This is a genomic window from Variovorax sp. P1_H2, from assembly GCF_056405295.1.
Genome location: NZ_JBFUCJ010000051.1, coordinates 1 through 19,168, shown reverse-complemented (window position 1 = coordinate 19,168; position 19,168 = coordinate 1). Strand labels below are relative to the sequence as shown.

Sequence of the window (19,168 nt, the reverse complement as noted above, 5' to 3'; positions counted from 1 at the left end):
GGCCCACGGCGCCATCTTCCCCCTCCCGCAGACCGAAATTTGTCCCGTACCGATGCCTGACCTGAACCGAGCCGCCTGGCGCCGGTGCCGCCCGCCCTTGCCCCTGGCGCTGCTGTCGCTGGCGCTGCTGCATGCGCAGGGCGCGTGGGCACAGGACGCGGACCTGGGCGCGCCGCTCGTGCTCAAGCGCACGCCGCAACTCGTGGAAACCATCCCGCCGACCTCGCGCAGCCAGCTGCCGACCTTCGTGGATGGCGACCGGATCTCCGGCCGGCCCGACCTCGAGACCGTGGTCGAAGGCAACGCGACCCTGCGCCGCGGTGATCTGTCGCTCAGGGCCGACCGGCTCGAGTACTACCAGCCGGACGACCGCGCCCGCGCCACCGGCAATGTCCGCATCAACCAGGCCGGCAACGTGTACGAGGGGCCCGAACTCGAGCTCAAGCTCGAGACTTTCGAGGGCTTCTTCAACAACGTCCGCTACCGATTCCTCGCCACCGGCGGCCGGGGCGACGCCAAGCGCATCGATTTCGTCGACAGCAACGTTTCGGTGGCGCGCATGGCCACCTACACCACCTGCCGGCCCGAGGATTACCCGGGCTGGATGCCGGCCTGGCTGCTGAGCGCCGCCACCCTGACCACCGACACCGAGGAGAACGTCGGTGTCGCGACCAACGCGCGGCTGACCTTCATGGGTGTCAGCACACCGCCCTTCCCGTCGCTGAGCTTCCCGCTCAGCAACGACCGCAAGAGCGGCATGCTGCCGCCGGTCATCGGCCTCGACAATGTCAACGGCCTCGACATCACGACGCCGTACTACTGGAACATCGCGCCCAACCGCGACGCCACGCTGTATCCGACGCTGATGAGCAAGCGCGGCATCAACCTGGGCACCGAGTTCCGCTACCTGGAAGAGAAGTACAGCGGCGAGATCCGGGCCGACTACATGCCGTACGACCAGCTGCGCGACCGCGACCGCTGGGGCATCTGGACCCATCACGCCCAGACTTTCGACGCCCGGTACTTCGGGCTCGACTCGCTGGTCGGCACGCTCAACATCAACCGCGTGAGCGACAACGACTACTGGCGCGACTTCACCCGGACGCCCTCGCTGACGCAGCGCCTGCTGGCCAACGACGGTTCGCTCAACTGGATGAAGGGCGACTGGAGCGGCACCGCGCGCGCGCTGAGCTACCAGACCTTGCAGTACGCGCCGGCACCGATCGTGCCGCCCTACGACCGGATGCCGCAGATCACGGCGAACTACAACAAGTACGACTGGAACGGCTTCGACTTCTCGCTCAACAACGACTACACGCGCTTCGAGGCCAAGAATCCGCTCGTGCAGGGCCAGCCCAACGGCGAGCGGGTCTTCTCGATGGCCTCGCTGAGCCGGCCCTTCCTGACACCGGGGACCTTCGTGGTTCCGAAGGTGATGCTGAACGCGACCGCCTACCAGTTCGATGCGCCGCTGCTGACCAACGGCGCGACCTCGGCGGACCGCGTGGTGCCGACCTTCAGCCTGGACAGTGGCCTGATCTTCGAGCGCGACGCCAACTACTTCGGCCGCGCCTTCCGCCAGACGCTGGAGCCGCGCGCCTTCTATGTCTACACGCCCTTCCGGAACCAGAACTACCTGCCGGTCTACGACACGGCGCAGAACGACTTCAACTTCGCCACCGTTTACACCGAAAACGCCTTTTCGGGCAATGACCGCATCTCCGACAGCAACCTGCTGACGCTGGGCGCGACCACCCGGCTGATCGACCCCGACACCGGAGCCGAGGCCGCGCGCTTCGGCGTCGCCCAGCAGCTGCGCTTCGCGGACCAGCTGGTCACCATGCCGGGCGGCTTGCCGGTCACCGACCGGGTCAGCAACCTGCTGCTGGGCGCCCAGATCAACTGGACGCCGAAATGGAGCGTGGACGGCACCGTCCAGTACAACCCCGACACGCAAAACTCGGCCCGCACCGCACTCAGCGCGCGCTACAACCCCGGGCCCTACCGCACGGTGAGTGCCGCCTACCGCTATCAGGCCGACACCACCCCGACCTCGAATGACGGCAACCGGTCGCTCGATGTCAGCTGGCAGTGGCCGATCAACGACCTCTGGGGCGACAAGGGCCAGGACCTGGGTGCCGGAAGGGGTCAAGGCGGCGGGCGCTGGTACGCGGTAGGCCGTTTGAACTACAGTCTGGAGTCCAGCAAACTAACCGACGGCGTGCTCGGCTTCGAATACGACGGTTGTTGCTGGATCGGGCGCGTGGTGGTGGAACGCGTTACCACCGGCCAAGTCACAGCCAACACGCGAATCATGTTCCAGCTCGAGCTGGTCGGGTTCGCCAGCGTCGGCTCGAGCCCGAGACGAACACTGACGCAGAACATCCAGCGCTACACCCCGCTTCGCCAACCGAGCCTCGGCCCGAGCCGCTTCACCAATTACGACTGAGATCGAGCTTCGCCATGAAACCCATCCGATCCATCCTCACCCTGGCCTGCCTCGCGGCGCTGACCGCCGCAGCCGGCGCCCAGGGCATCACCGACATCATGCGCAGCGGCCCGCGCGTCGGGCCGGCTCCGATGCCGAGCCAACCGCGCCCGCCGGCGCTCGCCACCCGGCGCTCGGCCGAATACATCGTCGCGCTGGTCAACTCAGAGCCGGTGACCAACACCGAGGTGCAGTCCCGCATGGAACAAGTGCTGCGAGAGAATCCCGACGCCGAACGCCTTCCCCGGGCCGATCTGGCGAGGCTGGTGCTCGATCGGCTCATCAACGAGCGGGCGCAGCTCCAGATGGGCAAGGAATACGGCGTCAAGGTCGACGATCTCGCGGTCGACCAGGCCGAGCAGACCGTCGCCCGGCAGAACCAGATCAGCGTGGACGAACTGCGCCGCCGCGTGGCGGCCCAGGGCCTCTCGAAGGACCAGTTCCGCCGCGACCTGCGTGACCAGCTGATCCTGACGCGCCTGCGCGATCGCGAAATCGAAGCCAAGGTCAAGATCAGCGATATCGAAGTCGACCAGTTCATCAAGGAACAGCGCGCCGGCGCCAATGCCGCTTTCCCGCCGAACATCAACATCGCCCAGCTGATCGTCCTGGTGCCCGAAAACGCCAGCGAGGCCGACGTGGCCAAGCTGCAGCAGCGCGCCCAGGCCCTGGCGCAGCGCGCCCGCGCCGGCGAGGACTTCACCAAGCTGGTGCAGGACAACTCCGATGCGCCTGACCGCGCCGGCGGCGGTGCCCTGGGCATGCGCAGCGCAGACCGCTATCCGGGGATCTTCGTCGAGGCCACGCAGTCGACGCCGGTCGGCGGCATTGCCGGGCCGATCCGCTCCAGCGCCGGCTTCCATGTGCTCAAGCTGCTGTCGAAGTCGCAACCCGGCGCCAGCGATGCGGTCGTCACGCAGACTCAGGTGCGCCACATCCTGCTGCGCAACGATCCGAAGCGCAGCACGGCCGAGGCGGTCGCACAGCTGGCCGAGTTCAAGAAGCGGCTGCAGGCCGGCTCGGCCGACTTCGCCGGCCTGGCACGCGACAATTCCCAGGACGGCAGCGCCAAGCAAGGCGGCGACCTGGGCTGGTCGCGGCCGGGCATGTTCGTGCCCGAGTTCGAGGAAGTGGTGAACCGCCTGGCGCCCGGAGAGACCAGCGACCCGGTGGTCACGCGTTTCGGGGTCCACCTGATCCAGGTCCAGGGCCGGCGCGAAGCCAAGCTGAGCCAGGCCGAGCAGCGCGAGGCCGTGCGCGCCGTGATGCGCCAGAAGAGGGTCGAACAGGCCACCGACACCTGGGCCCAGGAAGTGCGCGCCCGCGCCTACGTCGAGTACCGCGAAGCGCCGCAAACATGACTCGCCCCCAGGTTGCCCGCACTTCGTGTCGGGCGCCCACCCCCTGCCGGGGGCAACACCAGCGGCCCGGCGAAGCCGGTTCCGCGGTGTTTCACGAAGGGGCCAGCGGCCGTTGGCCGCGGCCGGGAAGGGCCCGTTCGTGAAGCACATCGCGCGCAAGCGCTTTGGGCAGCACTTTCTGACCGACGGGGGAATCATCGACGCCATCGTGCGCGAGATCGCGCCGAAGGCCGGGGATGCGATGGTCGAGATCGGGCCGGGGCTGGCGGCCTTGACGCAGCCGCTGGTGGAGCGGCTGGGACGGCTCACGGTGATCGAACTGGACCGCGACCTGGCGCAGCGGCTTCGCGGGCACGGCCAATTGGACGTGATCGAGTCTGACGTGCTCAAGGTGGATTTCGCCGCGCTGGCCGACAAGTTCTCGCCGGCGCCGCTGCGCGTCGTGGGCAACCTGCCCTACAACATCTCGACCCCGATCCTGTTCCATCTGCTGGGCTTCGCCCATCGGGTTGCCGACCAGCACTTCATGCTGCAGAAGGAAGTCGTCGACCGCATGGTCGCCCGGCCGGCGACTTCAGACTACAGCCGCCTGAGCGTCATGCTGCAATGGCGCTACGCGATGGACAACATCCTGTTCGTGCCCCCGGAGAGCTTCGATCCGCCGCCACGAGTCGACAGCGCCGTGGTCCGCATGGTGCCCCTGGCCGAGCCGCCTGCCGTCGATGCCGCCCGCCTCGGCGAGATCGTCCAGGTCGCCTTCAGCCAGCGCCGCAAGCTGCTGCGCCATACGCTCGGCAAATGGCTCGAAGCACATGCCTTCGCCGGCGCCTTCGACGTCCAGCGCCGTGCCGAGGAAGTACCGGTCGCCGAATACGTCGCCCTGGCCCAATCCGTCCGCCCATAAAAAAAGCCCGCCGAAGGCTGGGCTTTGTTGGTGAAACACCGCGGAACCGGCTTTGCCGGGCCGCGGGTGTTGCCCCCGGCAGGGGGTGGGCGCCCGGACACGAAGTGCCGGGCAACCTGGGGGCGAGCAACAGCTACGCCGCTGCCAGCCAATAGCCCGCATTGAAGGGGCTGCTCATGCGCAACGCCAGTGGCGAGACGTCGACCAGTTTGTCGGTCGGCATCTTTTCCGCCGCTGGGTCGGCATTTTGAAGATCGATGCCGGTCGCCGGAGCGGCGGCATTGTCCGGGGAAGCCTCGTTCGCCCGTTCTGCTTGGCTGGTGTGTGCAGAACGGGCTACAGAAAAGAATAGAAGCACCTGAACGGTATCTTCCGGTCTCCCCAGTAGTCGGAGGCGTCGCGGAAGATGTCGAGCAGCTGCTCACGTGCTTCCTTGTCGAACTTGGCATTGGCCGGGATCTGCTCGAGCACGATGACGAAACCCGGCTGCGGGCCCGATTTGTGCAAGGGATCGGTCATGCAGTCGTACAACGCGTCGAAGTTCTTGCCGAAGTGCTGCGGGAAGGTGAATTGCTGGGCAATCAGGTCAAGCACGTCCTGCTTCGTCTGGGCGTTGCCCAGGTTGGCGTACAGGAAATGCTGACCGGCCGCATGCGCCGCTTCCTGCAGGTCGTTCACGCGGAAGGCGCGAATCGACTGCACGATGTTGGGTCGCACTGCACGAAGGGATAAGGTCATCTCCGCTGGTCTTTCCATGGTTGTCGTCGTCGTCATTTCTTCGGGACACCTTTCGGCGCCGCTCCAATTCAGTTGCTCGCTCATGGCACGATCCGCCGGAAGCTCGCGTAGTGGTCTGCCGTATACCAGCAGCCCGATGGCGTCGTGCGCTCGCCTCCACAGACGATGCGCCGGGCGCCCCGGTCACGCGAACCGGGCGTATCGACCGTGTATTCTCGATAGTGGCCTCGCCGTTCCGGCGGCAGCAGTCGTTCTCGGTTGCCGAACACCGTGCCGTCTTTCTCGTGCCGGAAAGGACCACCGTTCAAAATGGCCTCATAGGTACGCTGGCCTTGCACCGGCAGTTCGGCCAGCGCGACCGTTTCCTGTGCCGGGGTGCCGTCACGGGCGCCGAACCATTCGCGAGCCTGGACTCCCGTCGTCAGGGCCACCAGCAGCATGCCAGTGAGCGCCAACTTGGAAACCGGGGACGAGATCGAGGCGTAAGCCGCCATGGGGCACCAGAAGGAAAAGAGCGAGAACCGAACCGGGGGATCAACCTTGGGGTTAACCCGCAAATTCAAGCCCGCAAGTGTGCACCAGGGACGCGCAAATAGCAAGCACCTGCTCAATCTTTGAGCAGGTAGAAGGGAGAAGCGACGCTGTTGAAGTTAGCGTTCGCTGTCGATGTTCCGCTTATCGTTCGGCATTGGCATCCGCGACGGTCAGTGCTGTCATATTCACGATGCGGCGAACGGTCGCACTGGGCGTGAGAATATGCACAGGTTTGGCTGCACCGAGCAGCACCGGCCCGATCGCGATGTTCCCGCCGGCCGCCGTCTTCAGCAGGTTGTACGAGATGTTGGCCGCGTCGATGTTGGGAAACACCAGCAGGTTGGCATTGCCGGCCAGCGCGCTGTGCGGCATCACGGCCGCCCGCTGCTTGCTGTCGAGCGCCATGTCGCCGTGCATCTCGCCGTCGACCTCGAGCCAGGGCGCCTGGACCCGCAGCAGGTCCAGCGTCTGGCGCATCTTGACCGCGCTCGGCTGGTTGCTGCTGCCGAAGTTCGAATGCGACAGCAGCGCGGCCTTGGGCTTGAGGCCGAAGCGCATCATCTCCTCGGCCGCCATGGTCGTGATCTCGGTCAGTTCTTCGGGCGTCGGGTCATAGTTGACATGCGTGTCGACCAGGAACACCTGGCGATCCGGCAGCAGCAGGCCGTTCATGCAGGCGTAGATCGGCACATCCTGCGGCGTGCTGGGGCAGCCGCCCGGGCGCCGCCCGATCACCTGGTCGATGTAGTGCAGGTGCAATGCAGTGGTGCCCCAGGTGCCGCAGATCAGGCCGTCGACGTCGCCCTTGTGCAACAGCATGGCGCCGATCAGGGTCAGGCGCCGCCGCATTTCGATCTTGGCGGTCTGCACCGTGGTGCCCTTGCGCTCGGTCATGCGGTGGTAGGTCTGCCAGAAATCGCGGTAGCGGTGGTCCTGCTCGACGTTGACGATGTCGTAGTCGAGTTCTTCCTTGAGGCGCAGGCCGAACTTCTCGATCCGCTGCGCGATGATCGCCGGTCGCCCGATCAGGGTCGGCCGCGCGATGCCTTCGTCGACCACGATCTGGGCCGCACGCAGCACGCGTTCTTCCTCGCCTTCGCTGTAGGCCACGCGCTTCTTCGGCGCCCGCTTGGCGGCGTCGAAGATCGGCTTCATCATCGTGCCCGAGGTGTAGACGAAGGTCTGCAGCTTGTCGCGGTAGGCGTCGAGATCGGTGATCGGGCGCAGCGCGACGCCGCTCTCGGCCGCGGCCTTGGCGACCGCGGGCGCGATCTTCATCATGAGCCGGGGGTCGAAGGGCTTCGGGATCAGGTACTCGGGGCCGAAGCTCAGCTTCTCCCCGACGTAGGCGGCCGCCACGCGCTCGCTCTGTTCCGCCTGCGCCAAGTCGGCGATCGCGTGCACCGCCGCCACTTCCATTTCGTCGGTGATGGTCGTCGCGCCGCAATCGAGCGCGCCGCGGAAGATGTAGGGGAAGCACAGGACGTTGTTGACCTGGTTCGGGTAGTCGGTGCGGCCGGTCGCCATGACGACGTCGTCGCGCACCGCATGCGCGTCTTCCGGCGAGATCTCGGGGCTCGGGTTGGCCAGCGCGAAGATCACCGGCTTGGCCGCCATCTTGGCGACCATCGCGGGCTTCAGCACGCCGCCGGCCGACAGGCCGAGGAACACGTCGGCGCGCTCGATGATGTCGTTCAGGGTGCGCGCGTCGGTCTTCTGCATGTACTGGCGCTTGTCGTCGTCCATCAGCTCGGTGCGGCCTTCGTAGACCACGCCGGCGAGGTCGGTCACGTAGACGTTCTCGCGCTTCAGGCCGACCTTGAGCAGCAGGTTCAGGCAGGCCAGCGCCGCGGCGCCGGCGCCGGAGGTCACGAGCTTGACCTGGCCGATGTCCTTGCCGACCACCTTCAGGCCGTTGAGCATCGCGGCCGCCACGGTGATCGCGGTGCCGTGCTGGTCGTCGTGGAAGACCGGGATCTTCATGCGCTTGCGCAGCTCGCGTTCGACGTAGAAGCAGTCGGGGGCCTTGATGTCCTCGAGGTTGATGGCGCCGAAGGTCGGCTCCAGCGCGGCGATCACTTCGACCAGCCTGGCCGGGTCCTTCTCGTCGATCTCGATGTCGAAGACGTCGACGCCGGCGAACTTCTTGAACAGCACGCCCTTGCCTTCCATCACCGGCTTGGAAGCCAGCGGCCCGATGTCGCCCAGGCCCAGCACCGCGGTGCCGTTGGTGATGACGCCGACCAGGTTGCCGCGCGCCGTGTACTTGAAGGCGTTGACCGGGTCCTTGACGATCTCTTCGCAGGGCGCCGCCACGCCGGGCGAGTAGGCCAGGGCGAGGTCGCGCTGGTTGACCATCTGCTTGGTGGCCGCGATCGAGATCTTGCCCGGCACCGGATGTTCGTGGTACTCGAGCGCGGCGCGGCGCAGCTCGGCGCGCTTGTCTTCGGGCGTGGGGATCTGCGAAGTCGAATCGGACATGGGGCCGTGCCTCCTAGGACGCTTCTTGTAAAGGGCGCCGATTGTAGACCTCGATCCGACCGCCCGTGGGGCGCGAGGCGCCGACCCGGATGGCTGGGTGGAAAGTGGCTGTTCCTATCTTTTCTTCTTAGTCTTCTTATTTAGATTAGTAGTAGTAGTAAGGGCCGTCCTGTTCTGTGGACAGGGCTCATTTCTCCTTTTGCGACAAGGGTTTGCCGCAGCCCGGCGGCTGTGTGCAGGCGCGCTTCGCTGCTGTCGCGGCGAGGCGAACAACTTCGGACGAGGCCGCCTGCCTGTGGACAAGTGGCGTGTTGTGCCGGAACTGTCCCCAGGGTTGTCCTTCGGGCGCTGTGGCAATATCACCGCCACGGAAAACCCCCGTGAACGAGGAGCGACCATGGCGCTGATGGATTTCATCAAGAAGCAGTTCATCGACATCATTCAGTGGACCGAGACCGGCGACGGCACGCTGGCCTGGCGCTTCCCGATGGCGGAGATGGAAATTCAGAACGGCGCGTCGCTCACGGTGCGCGAGTCGCAGGTCGCGGTGTTCGTCAACGAGGGCCAGGTGGCCGACGTCTTCGGCCCGGGCATGTACAAGCTGACGACGCAGACGCTGCCGGTCCTGACCTACCTCAAGAACTGGGACAAGCTCTTCGAGTCGCCTTTCAAGAGCGACGTCTACTTCTTCAGCACCCGCCAGCAGGTCGACCAGAAATGGGGCACGCCGCAGCCGATCACGGTGCGCGACAAGGACTTCGGCGCGGTGCGGCTGCGCGCCTTCGGCAACTTCAGCTTCCGCATCGGCGATGCCAGGCTGTTCCATACCCAGATCTCGGGCACGCGCGAGCTCTACACGGTGGCCGACCTCGACGGCCAGCTGCGCGGCCTGCTGCTGCAGAACATCAGCAATGCGATTGCCGCCAGCGGCGTGCCCTTCCTCGACCTCGCGGCCAACCAGATCCAGTTCGCCGAAGCGCTGGCGAAGCAGTTGACGCCCGAGTTCGCCAAGATCGGGATCCAGCTCGAGAACATCACGGTCCAGAACGTCTCGCTGCCGGAAGAACTGCAGAAGGTCCTCGATCAGAAGATCGGCATGGGCATGGTCGGCAACGACATGGGCAAGTTCATGCAGTACCAGACCGCGCAGGCGATCCCCAAGTTCGCCGAGGGCGCGGGCGGCGGCGGCGGCATCGCCGGCGACGCGATGGGCCTCGGGGCCGGCGTTGCGCTGGGCCAGGTGCTGGCGCAGAACCTGGCGCAGGGCTTGCAGGCGCAGCCCGCGGCGGCGCAGGCCGAACCGGCGGCCGCGGGGGTCAATCCGGCCGACGTGATGACCACGCTCGAGAAGCTCGGTGAGCTCAAGGCCAAGGGCATCCTCACGCAGGAAGAATTCGACGCCAAGAAGGCGGAGCTGCTCAAAAAGCTCGTGTGACGGACAGCGGCAGCCAGCGCTTCTACCGCGCGCCCTGCCCCGGTTGCGGCGCGCCGGTCGAGTTCCGATCGGCGCAGTCGACGCACGCGGTCTGCCCCTACTGCCAGAGCACCGTGGTGCGCCAGGGCGAGACGCTGGCGCGCACCGGCAAGATGGCGGAGCTGTTCGACGACTTCAGCCCGCTGCAGTTGTTCGCCGCCGGCCGCGTCGAGGGCCAGCCGCTCACGCTGGTCGGCAGGCTCCAGTACCGCTATGCCGGCGGCCACTGGACCGAATGGATCGCCGCCTTCGACGGCGAGCGCAGCGGCATCCTGAGCGAGGACAACGGCGCCTTCGTCTTCGCCTCGCCCCTCGAGCTGCAGCGCGCGGCACCGCCGGCGGTCGAGCTGCGCGTGGGCGGCAGCACCGCCTTCAACGGCCAGAACTACACCGTGGCTTCGAACGAGCAGGTGGCGCTGGTCTCGGCCCAGGGCGAACTGCCGCGGCTGCCCGAGCTCGGCCGTCCGTTCGCGGTGGTCGAACTGCGCAACGAGCAGGGCCAGGTGCTGAGCCTCGAGTACGACACCGATCCGCCGGGCAGCTACCTGGGCCGCTCGGTACAGCTCGAGGACCTGCAGCTCACCGGCCTGCGCAACGAGTCGGCCAGGGAGGAAAAGGGCCGCAGCTTCAACTGTCCGAACTGCGGCTCGCCGGTGACGGTCAACCTGGCCGAGAGCAAGAGCATCACCTGTGCGTCGTGCAACAGCATCATCGACCTGTCACAGGGCATCGGCGGCGAGCTTCGGCATGCGGCCCAGCACGAGCCGGTGCAGCCGCTGATCCCGCTCGGCAGCATCGGCCAATTGCAGGGCGCGGACTGGCAGCTGGTCGGATTCCAGCACCGCATGGGCGTGGCGACCGGCGACGACGAGCACTTCGGCTGGAGCGAATACCTGCTCTACAACAAGAAGCGCGGCTTCAGCTTCCTGGTCGATGCCGAGGACGGCTGGAGCCTGGTCAAGCCGACCACCGGTGCGCCCCGGATGGCGGAGAGCGGCGCCCGGGCCACCTACCTCGGCAAGGTCTACCAGCAGCAGTACGCCTACAACGCCGAGACCAGCTATGTCGCGGGCGAGTTCTACTGGCAGGTCGAGCGCGGCCAGAAGACCTTCAACCGGGACTTCGCCAGCGGCAGCGCGCTGCTGTCGATGGAGCGCTCGGCGAACGAGCTGACCTGGTCGTCCGGCAGCCGGATCGACAGCGCCGCGGTCGCGGCGGCCTTCAAGCTCGATCGCCGGAAGGACATGTTCAAGCGCAGCGACGCGCTGCCGGTGAGCGCGGCCTCCCGCCTCGGCTGCGGCACCATCGTGCTGATCGTGGTGGTGATCATCGTGCTGCTGATCATCCTGAGCACCTGCAGCGGCGGGAGCGGCTCCGGCGGCTCGCGCAGCGCGGGCGGTTCGTACGGCGGCTATTCGAGTGGCGGCAGCCACAAGTGACGTTTTTTTTCGGAGGTTCTCATCATGGGAATTGAATGGTTGAAGCCGGCCGTGATCCTCGGATCGCTGATCTACGCGGTGATCGGCCTGGCGGTCTTCTGGCTGGCCTTCCTGATCGTCGACAAGCTCACGCCCTATGACCTGTGGCAGGAGATCGTCGAGAAGCAGAACGTGGCATTGGGGCTCGTGGTTGCCGCGATGAGCCTCGGCATCTGCATCATCATCGCCGCGGCCATTCATTGAAGGGGGCGGCCTTGTCCGCGCTTCCCGCCCTGCGCAGCGGCCCGCAGCCGGTCGAGATCGCGCTGCTCGCCAGCGTCTTCGTGGTCGCGGCCTGCGGGCTGGTGTACGAGCTCAGCGCGGCGGCCCTGAGCTCGTACCTGCTGGGCGACTCGGTGCTGCAGTTCAGCACCATCATCGGCACCTACCTGTTCGCGATGGGCGTGGGTTCCTGGCTGTCGCGCTACTTCGAGCGCCAGCTGCCGGCGCACTTCCTGCGCATCGAGCTCATGGTGGCGCTGGTCGGCGGCGCGCTGCCGGCGTTGCTGTTCATCGCCAACGCCTACGTCCCCGGCGCCTTCCGGCTGCTGCTCTACGGCCTGGTGCTGGTGGTCGGCACGCTGGTCGGGCTCGAGATCCCGCTGGTCATGCGGATCCTGCGGCGCAACGTCGCCCTGAAGGACCTGGTGTCGCAGGTGCTGACCTTCGACTACCTCGGGGCCCTGGCGGTGTCGATCGCCTTTCCGCTGCTGCTGGTGCCGCAACTGGGGATGATCCGCACCGGTCTGCTGTTCGGCTTCATGAACGCGGTGGTGGCGGTCTGGGCGCTGTGGCTGTTCCGGCACGAACTGCGCCGTGTCGGCGCGCATGCACTGGCTTGCGTGCTGGCGCTGGGCGCGTTGCTGGCGGCCTTCGTCCTCGCCGATCGCATCACGACCCTGGCCGAGGACAAGTTCTACCAGGACCGGATCGTCTTCAGCGCCAGTTCGCCCTACCAGCGCATCGTGGTCACGCGCGGCGCCGCCGGGCACCGGCTGTTCCTCAACGGCAACCTGCAGTTCGCCGAGCGCGACGAGTACCGCTACCACGAGGCGCTGGTGCATCCCGTGATGGCGGCCCACGGCGCACCGCGCAAGGTGGCGGTGCTGGGCGGCGGCGACGGCATGGCGGTGCGCGAGATCCTCAAGTACCCGTCGGTCGAGCACGTGACGCTGGTCGAACTCGATCCGAACATGACCCGGCTGTTCCGCGAGCACCAGACGCTGGCCGCCCTGAACGACCATTCGCTGAGTTCTCCGAAGCTGACGATCGTCAACACCGACGCCTTCCAGTGGCTGCAGCAACCGGGCGAGGTTTTCGATGTCATCGTGGTCGACTTTCCCGATCCGACCAACTTCGCGATCGGCAAGCTCTACACCAGTTCGTTCTATGCGCTGCTCGACCAGCGGCTGGCGGCGAGCGGCTACGCGGTCATCCAGACCACCTCGCCGCTGGTGGCGCGCAAGAGCTTCTGGACCGTGGCGACGACCATCGAATCGGTCGGGCTCACGGCCATGCCCTATCACGCGCACGTGCCGAGCTTCGGCGAGTGGGGCTACATCATCGCCAGCCGCCGGCCGTTCCGCCTGCCCGAGGCACTGCCGGAAGGATTGCGCTTCCTGTCGGTGCCGACGCTGCCGCTGCTGTTCGACTTCCCGCGCGACATGGCGCGGGTGCCGGCCGAGGTGAACCGGCTGTCGAACCAGACGCTGGTGAGCACCTACGAGCACGAGTGGGGGCGATGAAGCGGCGTGCGTTCCTGGGCATGCCGGCCGCCGCCGCTGCGGCCCTGGCGGGTTGCGAAGCGCGGCGCGATATCGAAGGCGGCTTCACGGGGATCGACGTGGCACGAGGCCATGCATGGCGCGATGGCACGCTGTCGGCCGGCGCCGCCCCCGACGCCGCGCGGCGCACCCGCGTCGTGATCGCCGGCGGCGGCGTGGCCGGCCTGGCGGCGGCGCGGGCGCTGCGCCTGTCCGGCGTCGACGATTTCGTCCTGCTCGAACTCGAGGACCAGGCCGGCGGCAACAGCCGCGGCGGCGCCGTGCAGGGCATTGCCTGTCCGCTCGGCGCGCACTACCTGCCGCTGCCTGGCGACGCCGCGCACGAGGTGCAGGACCTGCTCGAGGAACTGGGCCTGCGCCGTCGGGTGGCCGGCCGATGGCAGTACGACGAGCGGCATCTCTGCCACAGCCCGCAGGAGCGCCTGTTCTTTCAAGGAAGCTGGCAGGAGGGCTTGCTGCCGGTGCAGGGCGTGGGGGCCGGCACGCTGGCCCAGTACCGGCGCTTTTCGCGGCGCGTGGACGATCTGCGGCGCCAGGCGCGGTTCTCGATTCCGACGCTGCGCACCGTGCCGGCGCCGGCCCTGCTGGAACTGGATGCGCTGCCCTTCGAAGCCTGGCTTGGGCGCGAGGGCTTCAGCGATCCGCATCTGCGCTGGTATCTGGACTACTGCTGCCGCGACGACTACGGCGCCGGCCTGGCCCATGTCTCCGCCTGGGCCGGCATCCACTATTTCGCCAGTCGGCACGGCTTCCACGCGCCCGGCGAGGACGACGGCGAGCGCGAGGCGGTACTGACCTGGCCGGAAGGCAACGCCTGGCTGACCCGGCGGCTCGCACAGCCGCTCGGCGATCGGCTCCGGACCGGCCACGCCGTGACGCGCATCGCGCAGACGCGCAGCGGCGTCGAGGTCGACGCGGTCGATGTCGCCAGCGGATCGCGGCTGCGCTGGCAGGCAGAGCGGTGCATCGTCGCGCTGCCGGTCTTCATTGCCGTCCGCGTGGTGGAGGGCCCGCCCGAACGGCTGCGCCTGGCCGCCGCATCGCTGCGCTATGCCCCCTGGCTGGTCGCCAACGTGCATCTGAGCGCCGCGCTGGCCGACCGGCCGGGCGCGGCGCCGTCGTGGGACAACGTGATCCACGGCAGCCGCGGCCTGGGCTATGTCGATGCGCGGCACCAGTCCCTGGACCCGACGCCGCGCGCCACGGTGCTGACCTGGTATCGACCGCTCGGCCCCAGCGGCTGGGACGGGCCGGACGGCCGCCGCCAGTTGCTGGAGAGGTCGTGGGCCGGTTGGCGAGACGAGTTGCTGGCCGAGTTGTCGCAAGCCCACCCCGAGCTCGGCGAACTCGCGACGCGGATCGACATCACGCGCCACGGCCATGCGATGGCGATCCCGGCCCCCGGCCTGCTGGCGACGCTGGGGGCGAAGGATCGGGTGGCTGCCGGGCGCCTGGCCTTCGCGCACGGCGACTGGTCCGGCTATTCGAYCTTCGAGGAGGCCTTCACTCGCGGGCACCTGGCGGGGAAGACGGTTTGAGATGGCGGTCGATGAAGTTCATCGCCGCCTCGCCATCGAAGTCGTGCCGGCCGACGAACTCCCTGAACTCGAAGCGGTCGGCGACGCCCAGGCGCTCATAGACGCGACCGACCTCCGGCGCTGCCCGGCGCGCACCTGCGATCGGGAACAGCTGGTCCTGGTTGCCGGCCTCGATCAGCAGCGGCCTCGGCGCCACCAGTGCCGCGACCGACGGGTCGCGCCACAGCGTCAGCGAGTCGGGGAATCGCCAGTCGAGGAAGCCGGTCGGTTCGGACGAGTCCAGCACCGCTTCGCGGTCATTGAAATAGGCGGCAACGACCGCGACGCGGATGCGCGGGTCGAGTGCGGCCGTATAGAGGGTGTAGAAGCCGCCATAGGAATGGCCCATCATGGCAACGCGTCCGGCATCGATGTCGGGACGCTTCAGCAGCACGTCAAGGACCTTGACCGTCTTCGCGATCTCGATGGCCGGCACTGAAGTGCCGGCCTCCCAGGCCCTGGCCGTAAGCCGGTCCCGGAAGTCGCTGCCGTTCTTGTCGTAGTGGACGTAGACCGGCAGCCAGACCGCGTAGCCGTGCTTCAAGGCGTCCCAGGCGAGATCGCGGCGCGACTTCACCAGGCCCGGCAACTTGCCATCCGCGGTTTCGGAGGGCATCCCGCCGCGGCCATGCGCGGAGATGACCAGCGGCAGCTTCTGCTGTGCGTCCGCGCTCTTGGGCCGCAGGTACAGGCCGGTCGCGTAGACGCCGGGCAGGACCGGAATCTTCAGTTCGCGGTAGCTTGCGAACGCGTCTTCGCCGATGACGGCTTCAACCACGGCTTCGGTGCCCGGCGTCTCGAAGCCTGGCGGCGGATAGTGAAGGCTCTGGCGCAGGCGCGCGCGCGAGGCTTCGGGTGCGGCGGCGACCGCCAGCGCGTCGGGTGCCGCGCTGCGCAGGGCGCGAAGATAGCCCGCAATCTCTTCCCCCTGCCCCAGGCTCCGGCCGACCACGGCATCGCGCGACGGCCGCAGGGTCGGTGCCCCGATGCGCGTGCCGGCCATGTCCCAGAGTCGGCCCGCCGCGATCCAGGCGAAGTCGTAGACCGGGCGCGCGACATAGGACCATGCCAGCAGAACCAGGACGAGGGGAATCCAGAAACGTTTTCGCATGGGACCCAAATAGGACTTCCTAAGGGAACAAATGTAAGTGTTGGTTCCCGGTCTTTCGCGCGGCGGGCCCCATGCGGCCGGCGCTAAGCGCGCATCAATGCTTCGATTTCGTCCGCATCGACCGGCACCCCGCGCGAAATCAGTTCGCATCCGCTCTCTGTGACGATCGCGTCATCCTCGATCCGGATGCCGATGTTGTGGAACTGTTCCGGCACGCCCTCCGCCGGCCGTACGTAGAGGCCGGGCTCGATCGTCAGCACCATTCCCGGATGCAGGATGCGGCTGGGCCGGTTCTGGATGAGTTCGTTGGACAGCGGGTCCCTGCGCTCGCTCACTTCGCCGACCTGCGTCGGTTCGATGTAGCTGCCGCAGTCGTGCACGTCCATGCCCAGCCAGTGCCCGGTCCGGTGCATGTAGAAAGGGAAATAGGCGCGCTTCTCGATCACGTCGTCGACGCTGCCGACCTTGTCGGCGTTCAACAGGCCGAGATCGAGCATGCCTTGCGACAACACCCGCACGGTGGCGTCGTGGGGGTCGGTGAAGCGCTGTCCGGCGCGTGTGACGGCCACGGCGGCGTCCTGGCTGGCCAGGACGAGGTCGTAGAGGGCGCGCTGCGGTCCGCTGAATTTGCCGTTGGCCGGGAAAGTGCGGGTGATGTCGCTGGCATAGCCGTCGAGCTCGCAGCCGGCATCGATCAGCACCAGATCGCCGTCGCGCACCGGCGCGGCGTCCGCGCGATAGTGCAGCACGCAGGCGTTGGCGCCCGCGGCGACGATCGAACCGTAGGCCGGGTACTGCGAGCCGCCGAGGCGGAACTCGTGCAGCAGCTCGGCATCGAGGTGGTACTCGCGCACCTCCCGGCCCTCGCGCAGCATGCGGGCCGACATCTGCATCGCGCGTATGTGGGCCTTGGCGCTGATCCGGGCCGCGCGGCGCATCACGTCCTGTTCATGGGCGTCCTTCACCAGCCGCATCTCATCGAGCGGGCCGCAGAGGTCGCGCTGTTCCTCGGGGCACAGGGCACCGTAGCGCACCCGCGCCCGGACCGCCGACAGCCAGCCGTCGATCCGCGTCTCCAGCCCTTTGTGGGTCGCGAACGGATACCAGACCACGCGCTTGTTCTCCAGCAGGCGCGGCAGCCGGGCATCGAGCTCGTCGATCGAATGGGCCTCGTCCACCCCGAGCGACGCCGGGGCTGCTTCCGGGCCCAGCCGAAAGCCGTCCCAGATCTCGCGCTCCAGGTCCTTGGGCGCGCAGAAGAGCGTGGAACGGCCGTCCCCGGACAGCACCAGCCAGGCGTTCGGCTCGGTGAACCCGGTCAGGTAATAGAAGTAGCTGTCGTGCCGGTACAGGAAGTCGCTGTCGCGGTTGCGCTGGCGCTCCGGCGAGGTCGGAATGATGGCGATGCCGTCGGCACCTATATAAGTAGAAAGAGCTAACCGACGAGAGGCTTGATGATTTGCGGTCATAACGTCACTATTCAATACCTTTGTAAGTTCAACCAAAGGGAGACAAAAAACATGAAGAAAGGATTTGCAAGAAGGGTTGCCCCGTAGGAGCTCTCCCACGTAAAAACCCACAACTTGTTATTTTGGAGGTGTTTTTTGTTGAATGTTTCATATAAATGCTCGGTTCTTCTGCTTGTTGCCGCGAGCGCCTTGTCCGCCTGCGGTGGTGGCGGCGGAGGAGGAGGGAGCAGCCTGGCCGGCCTGGGCACAGCGGCCGATGGGACCTCCGCGGGAAGCGCCACGGTCAGCCAGGCGACGACGCCCTCGGGCAGCATGTCCGCCAGCACCACGACGGCGCCTGCGGTCGTTGGCGATGTGGTCGACGCTTCGGGCAAGGTATCGGTTCCGGACTACCGCACGATGGCGGGCCAGCTGAACAGCGCCGCGGGCATCGAGTACCGCTACGGCAAGGGGACGGCGACGGCCGGAGCATCGACGACCTACCCGGCAGCGACGAACAACGCGTACCCCGCCGACGCGCGCTTCATCAACATGACATGGCAGTTGGGTGCCTACAACGCCAACGAGGGCGACTACTCGACGACCATGGGACAGGTGGCCTGGGTGCCGGACGATCCAAGCAAGTATCTGGGCGTGTCGACGCTCGAGTTCCTGGCGCAGCGCAGCAACACCTTCTCGGAGGCCCCTCAGGCCAGCTGGGTGTATGGCGGCGACAGCCAGGATCGGAACACCAACACCTACTACAAGTCGATGATCCCGGCGGGTGTCCAGACGACCCCGGTGGCCATGGGCCGCTGCTACGCCCGCCTGACCTGGTGCGTGCAATCGGTCATGGCCTTCCAGAGCGGCCTGATCGGYACCACCGGCAGCAACACGGCCAGCAACCACTCCACCGCACAGCTCGACGCYGGCAAGGTGCCGACCGCAGTGGCGGTCACCAACGGCGGCGAATTCGCCCTCATCACCGTCTGGGATACCGTGAACCTCAAGGGCCAGATCGCCTTGGTCGCRCTTGCTGGCGGCTGCCAGTCATGCAGCGACGGCCGCTACTGGGGGGATTGGACCTCGATCGTGCCGGGCCTGCCGAACCTGAACAACATCGCGTTCATGAAGGTCATCGGCTACGTGGATCTGCCGGACATGATCGCGCCGACCGAGATCTCGGTCACCACCGGTCTGGAGAACGAGACCCTGCAGCGCGTCTACCTGCCGGGGAGCTGCGGCAGCAACTTCGTCACGCACGAGCAATTGCCGCTTAACGTGGCGGCCAATCGCGCCACCTTCATGGCCGGCGGCTGCAACTACGGCAGTCTGGCCCACGGGGGTGTCGCGGTGGTGGTGTCGAAGTCGGAGCAGAAGGTCTCGTTCGTCAACCTGAAGCCCTTGTTCGACTATTACCAGTCGATGTACTTCGGAACCGATGCCGATTACGCCAAGACCACCACGGTGGGCCAGGCCGCCACCCAGTGGCCGTTCACCTTCGACCAGGCGCCGCAACAGAAGCCGACTGTCATCAAGACGGTCGATCTCGGCAAGCATCCGACCGCGGTGAAGGCAAGCCTGTACTCGACGCAGCGTGCCTGGATCGCGACCGAAGACGGCAGCCTGCAGATCTACAGCCTCGGCAACTACGCGTCCAACGGCTCGGCGGTTCCGACCGACATCGCGCTCAAGGGCTCGGTCGCGATCGGCAAGAACCCGACGGCGCTGGCCTACGTGAAGCACGATCCCGCCGAAGAAACGGCCGTCGGCACGTTGAACAACAACGT

At 67.0% G+C, this 19,168-nt stretch carries 14 protein-coding genes; 9 read left to right on the top strand and 5 right to left on the bottom strand.

What is annotated here, in order from left to right; translation table 11 throughout:
• Nucleotides 1-52 precede the first annotated feature (52 nt).
• The 3 genes from AC1D2E_RS18310 (at nucleotide 53) to rsmA (ending at nucleotide 4,753) form a co-directional block, all read left to right on the top strand.
• Nucleotides 53-2,449, top strand: coding sequence for an LPS-assembly protein LptD (locus AC1D2E_RS18310; protein WP_478198706.1), 2,397 nt, complete (start codon nucleotides 53-55; stop codon nucleotides 2,447-2,449).
• Between the two features lie 14 nt (nucleotides 2,450-2,463).
• Nucleotides 2,464-3,849: a peptidylprolyl isomerase gene (locus AC1D2E_RS18305; protein WP_478198705.1), complete on the top strand. Its 1,386-nt coding sequence runs from the start codon at nucleotides 2,464-2,466 to the stop codon at nucleotides 3,847-3,849.
• 139 nt (nucleotides 3,850-3,988) lie between these two features.
• On the top strand, nucleotides 3,989-4,753 hold the full coding sequence (gene rsmA / locus AC1D2E_RS18300; RefSeq protein WP_478198704.1) for a 16S rRNA (adenine(1518)-N(6)/adenine(1519)-N(6))-dimethyltransferase RsmA: 765 nt from the start codon (nucleotides 3,989-3,991) through the stop codon (nucleotides 4,751-4,753).
• Between the two features lie 336 nt (nucleotides 4,754-5,089).
• Here the strand turns inward: rsmA and AC1D2E_RS18295 are convergent, their stop codons facing one another.
• From AC1D2E_RS18295 to AC1D2E_RS18285, 3 genes are all read right to left on the bottom strand, one after another.
• The gene (locus AC1D2E_RS18295; protein ID WP_444813229.1) at nucleotides 5,090-5,509 is read right to left on the bottom strand and encodes a barstar family protein; all 420 of its coding nucleotides are present in this window, start codon (nucleotides 5,507-5,509) and stop codon (nucleotides 5,090-5,092) included.
• Nucleotides 5,510-5,571: 62 nt separating this feature from the next.
• The gene (locus AC1D2E_RS18290; protein ID WP_478198703.1) at nucleotides 5,572-5,985 is read right to left on the bottom strand and encodes a guanyl-specific ribonuclease; all 414 of its coding nucleotides are present in this window, start codon (nucleotides 5,983-5,985) and stop codon (nucleotides 5,572-5,574) included.
• A 181-nt stretch (nucleotides 5,986-6,166) separates the two neighbouring features.
• Nucleotides 6,167-8,506 carry an NADP-dependent malic enzyme gene (locus AC1D2E_RS18285; RefSeq protein WP_478198702.1) on the bottom strand — a complete coding sequence of 780 codons (2,340 nt, stop codon included), beginning with the start codon at nucleotides 8,504-8,506 and terminating at the stop codon, nucleotides 6,167-6,169.
• Nucleotides 8,507-8,903: 397 nt separating this feature from the next.
• Between AC1D2E_RS18285 and AC1D2E_RS18280 the strand changes: the two genes are divergently transcribed.
• Genes AC1D2E_RS18280 through AC1D2E_RS18260 form a run of 5 tightly spaced genes read left to right on the top strand, consistent with a single transcriptional unit; the run spans nucleotide 8,904 to nucleotide 14,780 of the window.
• Nucleotides 8,904-9,941 carry an SPFH domain-containing protein gene (locus AC1D2E_RS18280; RefSeq protein ID WP_478198701.1) on the top strand — a complete coding sequence of 346 codons (1,038 nt, stop codon included), beginning with the start codon at nucleotides 8,904-8,906 and terminating at the stop codon, nucleotides 9,939-9,941.
• Nucleotides 9,938-11,419 (top strand): DUF4178 domain-containing protein, encoded by a 1,482-nt coding sequence (locus AC1D2E_RS18275; RefSeq protein ID WP_478198700.1) that lies wholly within the window; start codon nucleotides 9,938-9,940, stop codon nucleotides 11,417-11,419. The genes AC1D2E_RS18280 and AC1D2E_RS18275 overlap by 4 nt, the downstream gene beginning before the upstream one ends.
• 24 nt (nucleotides 11,420-11,443) lie before the next feature.
• Nucleotides 11,444-11,662: a DUF350 domain-containing protein gene (locus AC1D2E_RS18270; RefSeq protein ID WP_478171331.1), complete on the top strand. Its 219-nt coding sequence runs from the start codon at nucleotides 11,444-11,446 to the stop codon at nucleotides 11,660-11,662.
• Nucleotides 11,663-11,673: 11 nt separating this feature from the next.
• On the top strand, nucleotides 11,674-13,203 hold the full coding sequence (locus tag AC1D2E_RS18265; RefSeq protein ID WP_478198699.1) for a polyamine aminopropyltransferase: 1,530 nt from the start codon (nucleotides 11,674-11,676) through the stop codon (nucleotides 13,201-13,203).
• Entirely contained in the window at nucleotides 13,200-14,780 is a 1,581-nt protein-coding gene (locus AC1D2E_RS18260; RefSeq protein WP_478198698.1) for an FAD-dependent oxidoreductase, read from the top strand. The genes AC1D2E_RS18265 and AC1D2E_RS18260 overlap by 4 nt, the downstream gene beginning before the upstream one ends.
• Here AC1D2E_RS18260 and AC1D2E_RS18255 read toward each other — a convergent pair.
• Together AC1D2E_RS18255 and AC1D2E_RS18250 are read right to left on the bottom strand one after the other, a co-directional pair.
• Nucleotides 14,746-15,930, bottom strand: a complete 1,185-nt coding sequence (locus AC1D2E_RS18255) for an alpha/beta hydrolase family protein (protein WP_478198697.1) — start codon at nucleotides 15,928-15,930, stop codon at nucleotides 14,746-14,748. The two genes, AC1D2E_RS18260 and AC1D2E_RS18255, sit on opposite strands and share 35 nt — an antisense overlap.
• 83 nt (nucleotides 15,931-16,013) lie before the next feature.
• Nucleotides 16,014-17,399 (bottom strand): aminopeptidase P N-terminal domain-containing protein, encoded by a 1,386-nt coding sequence (locus AC1D2E_RS18250; protein ID WP_478198696.1) that lies wholly within the window; start codon nucleotides 17,397-17,399, stop codon nucleotides 16,014-16,016.
• Nucleotides 17,400-17,711: 312 nt separating this feature from the next.
• Here AC1D2E_RS18250 and AC1D2E_RS18245 point away from each other — a divergent pair.
• Nucleotides 17,712-19,168 (top strand): hypothetical protein (locus AC1D2E_RS18245; protein WP_478198695.1); only part of this gene is annotated, 1,457 nt, incomplete at its 3' end.

Bases quoted from the DNA above. Each gene is read 5' to 3' on its own strand.
- AC1D2E_RS18310 (WP_478198706.1), top strand. From the start codon at position 53: ATGCCTGACCTGAACCGAGCCGCCTGGCGCCGGTGCCGCCCGCCCTTG.
- AC1D2E_RS18305 (WP_478198705.1), top strand. From the start codon at position 2,464: ATGAAACCCATCCGATCCATCCTCACCCTGGCCTGCCTCGCGGCGCTG.
- AC1D2E_RS18295 (WP_444813229.1), bottom strand. From the start codon at position 5,509: ATGGAAAGACCAGCGGAGATGACCTTATCCCTTCGTGCAGTGCGACCC.
- AC1D2E_RS18290 (WP_478198703.1), bottom strand. From the start codon at position 5,985: ATGGCGGCTTACGCCTCGATCTCGTCCCCGGTTTCCAAGTTGGCGCTC.
- AC1D2E_RS18285 (WP_478198702.1), bottom strand. From the start codon at position 8,506: ATGTCCGATTCGACTTCGCAGATCCCCACGCCCGAAGACAAGCGCGCC.
- AC1D2E_RS18280 (WP_478198701.1), top strand. From the start codon at position 8,904: ATGGCGCTGATGGATTTCATCAAGAAGCAGTTCATCGACATCATTCAG.
- AC1D2E_RS18270 (WP_478171331.1), top strand. From the start codon at position 11,444: ATGGGAATTGAATGGTTGAAGCCGGCCGTGATCCTCGGATCGCTGATC.
- AC1D2E_RS18255 (WP_478198697.1), bottom strand. From the start codon at position 15,930: ATGCGAAAACGTTTCTGGATTCCCCTCGTCCTGGTTCTGCTGGCATGG.
- AC1D2E_RS18250 (WP_478198696.1), bottom strand. From the start codon at position 17,399: ATGACCGCAAATCATCAAGCCTCTCGTCGGTTAGCTCTTTCTACTTAT.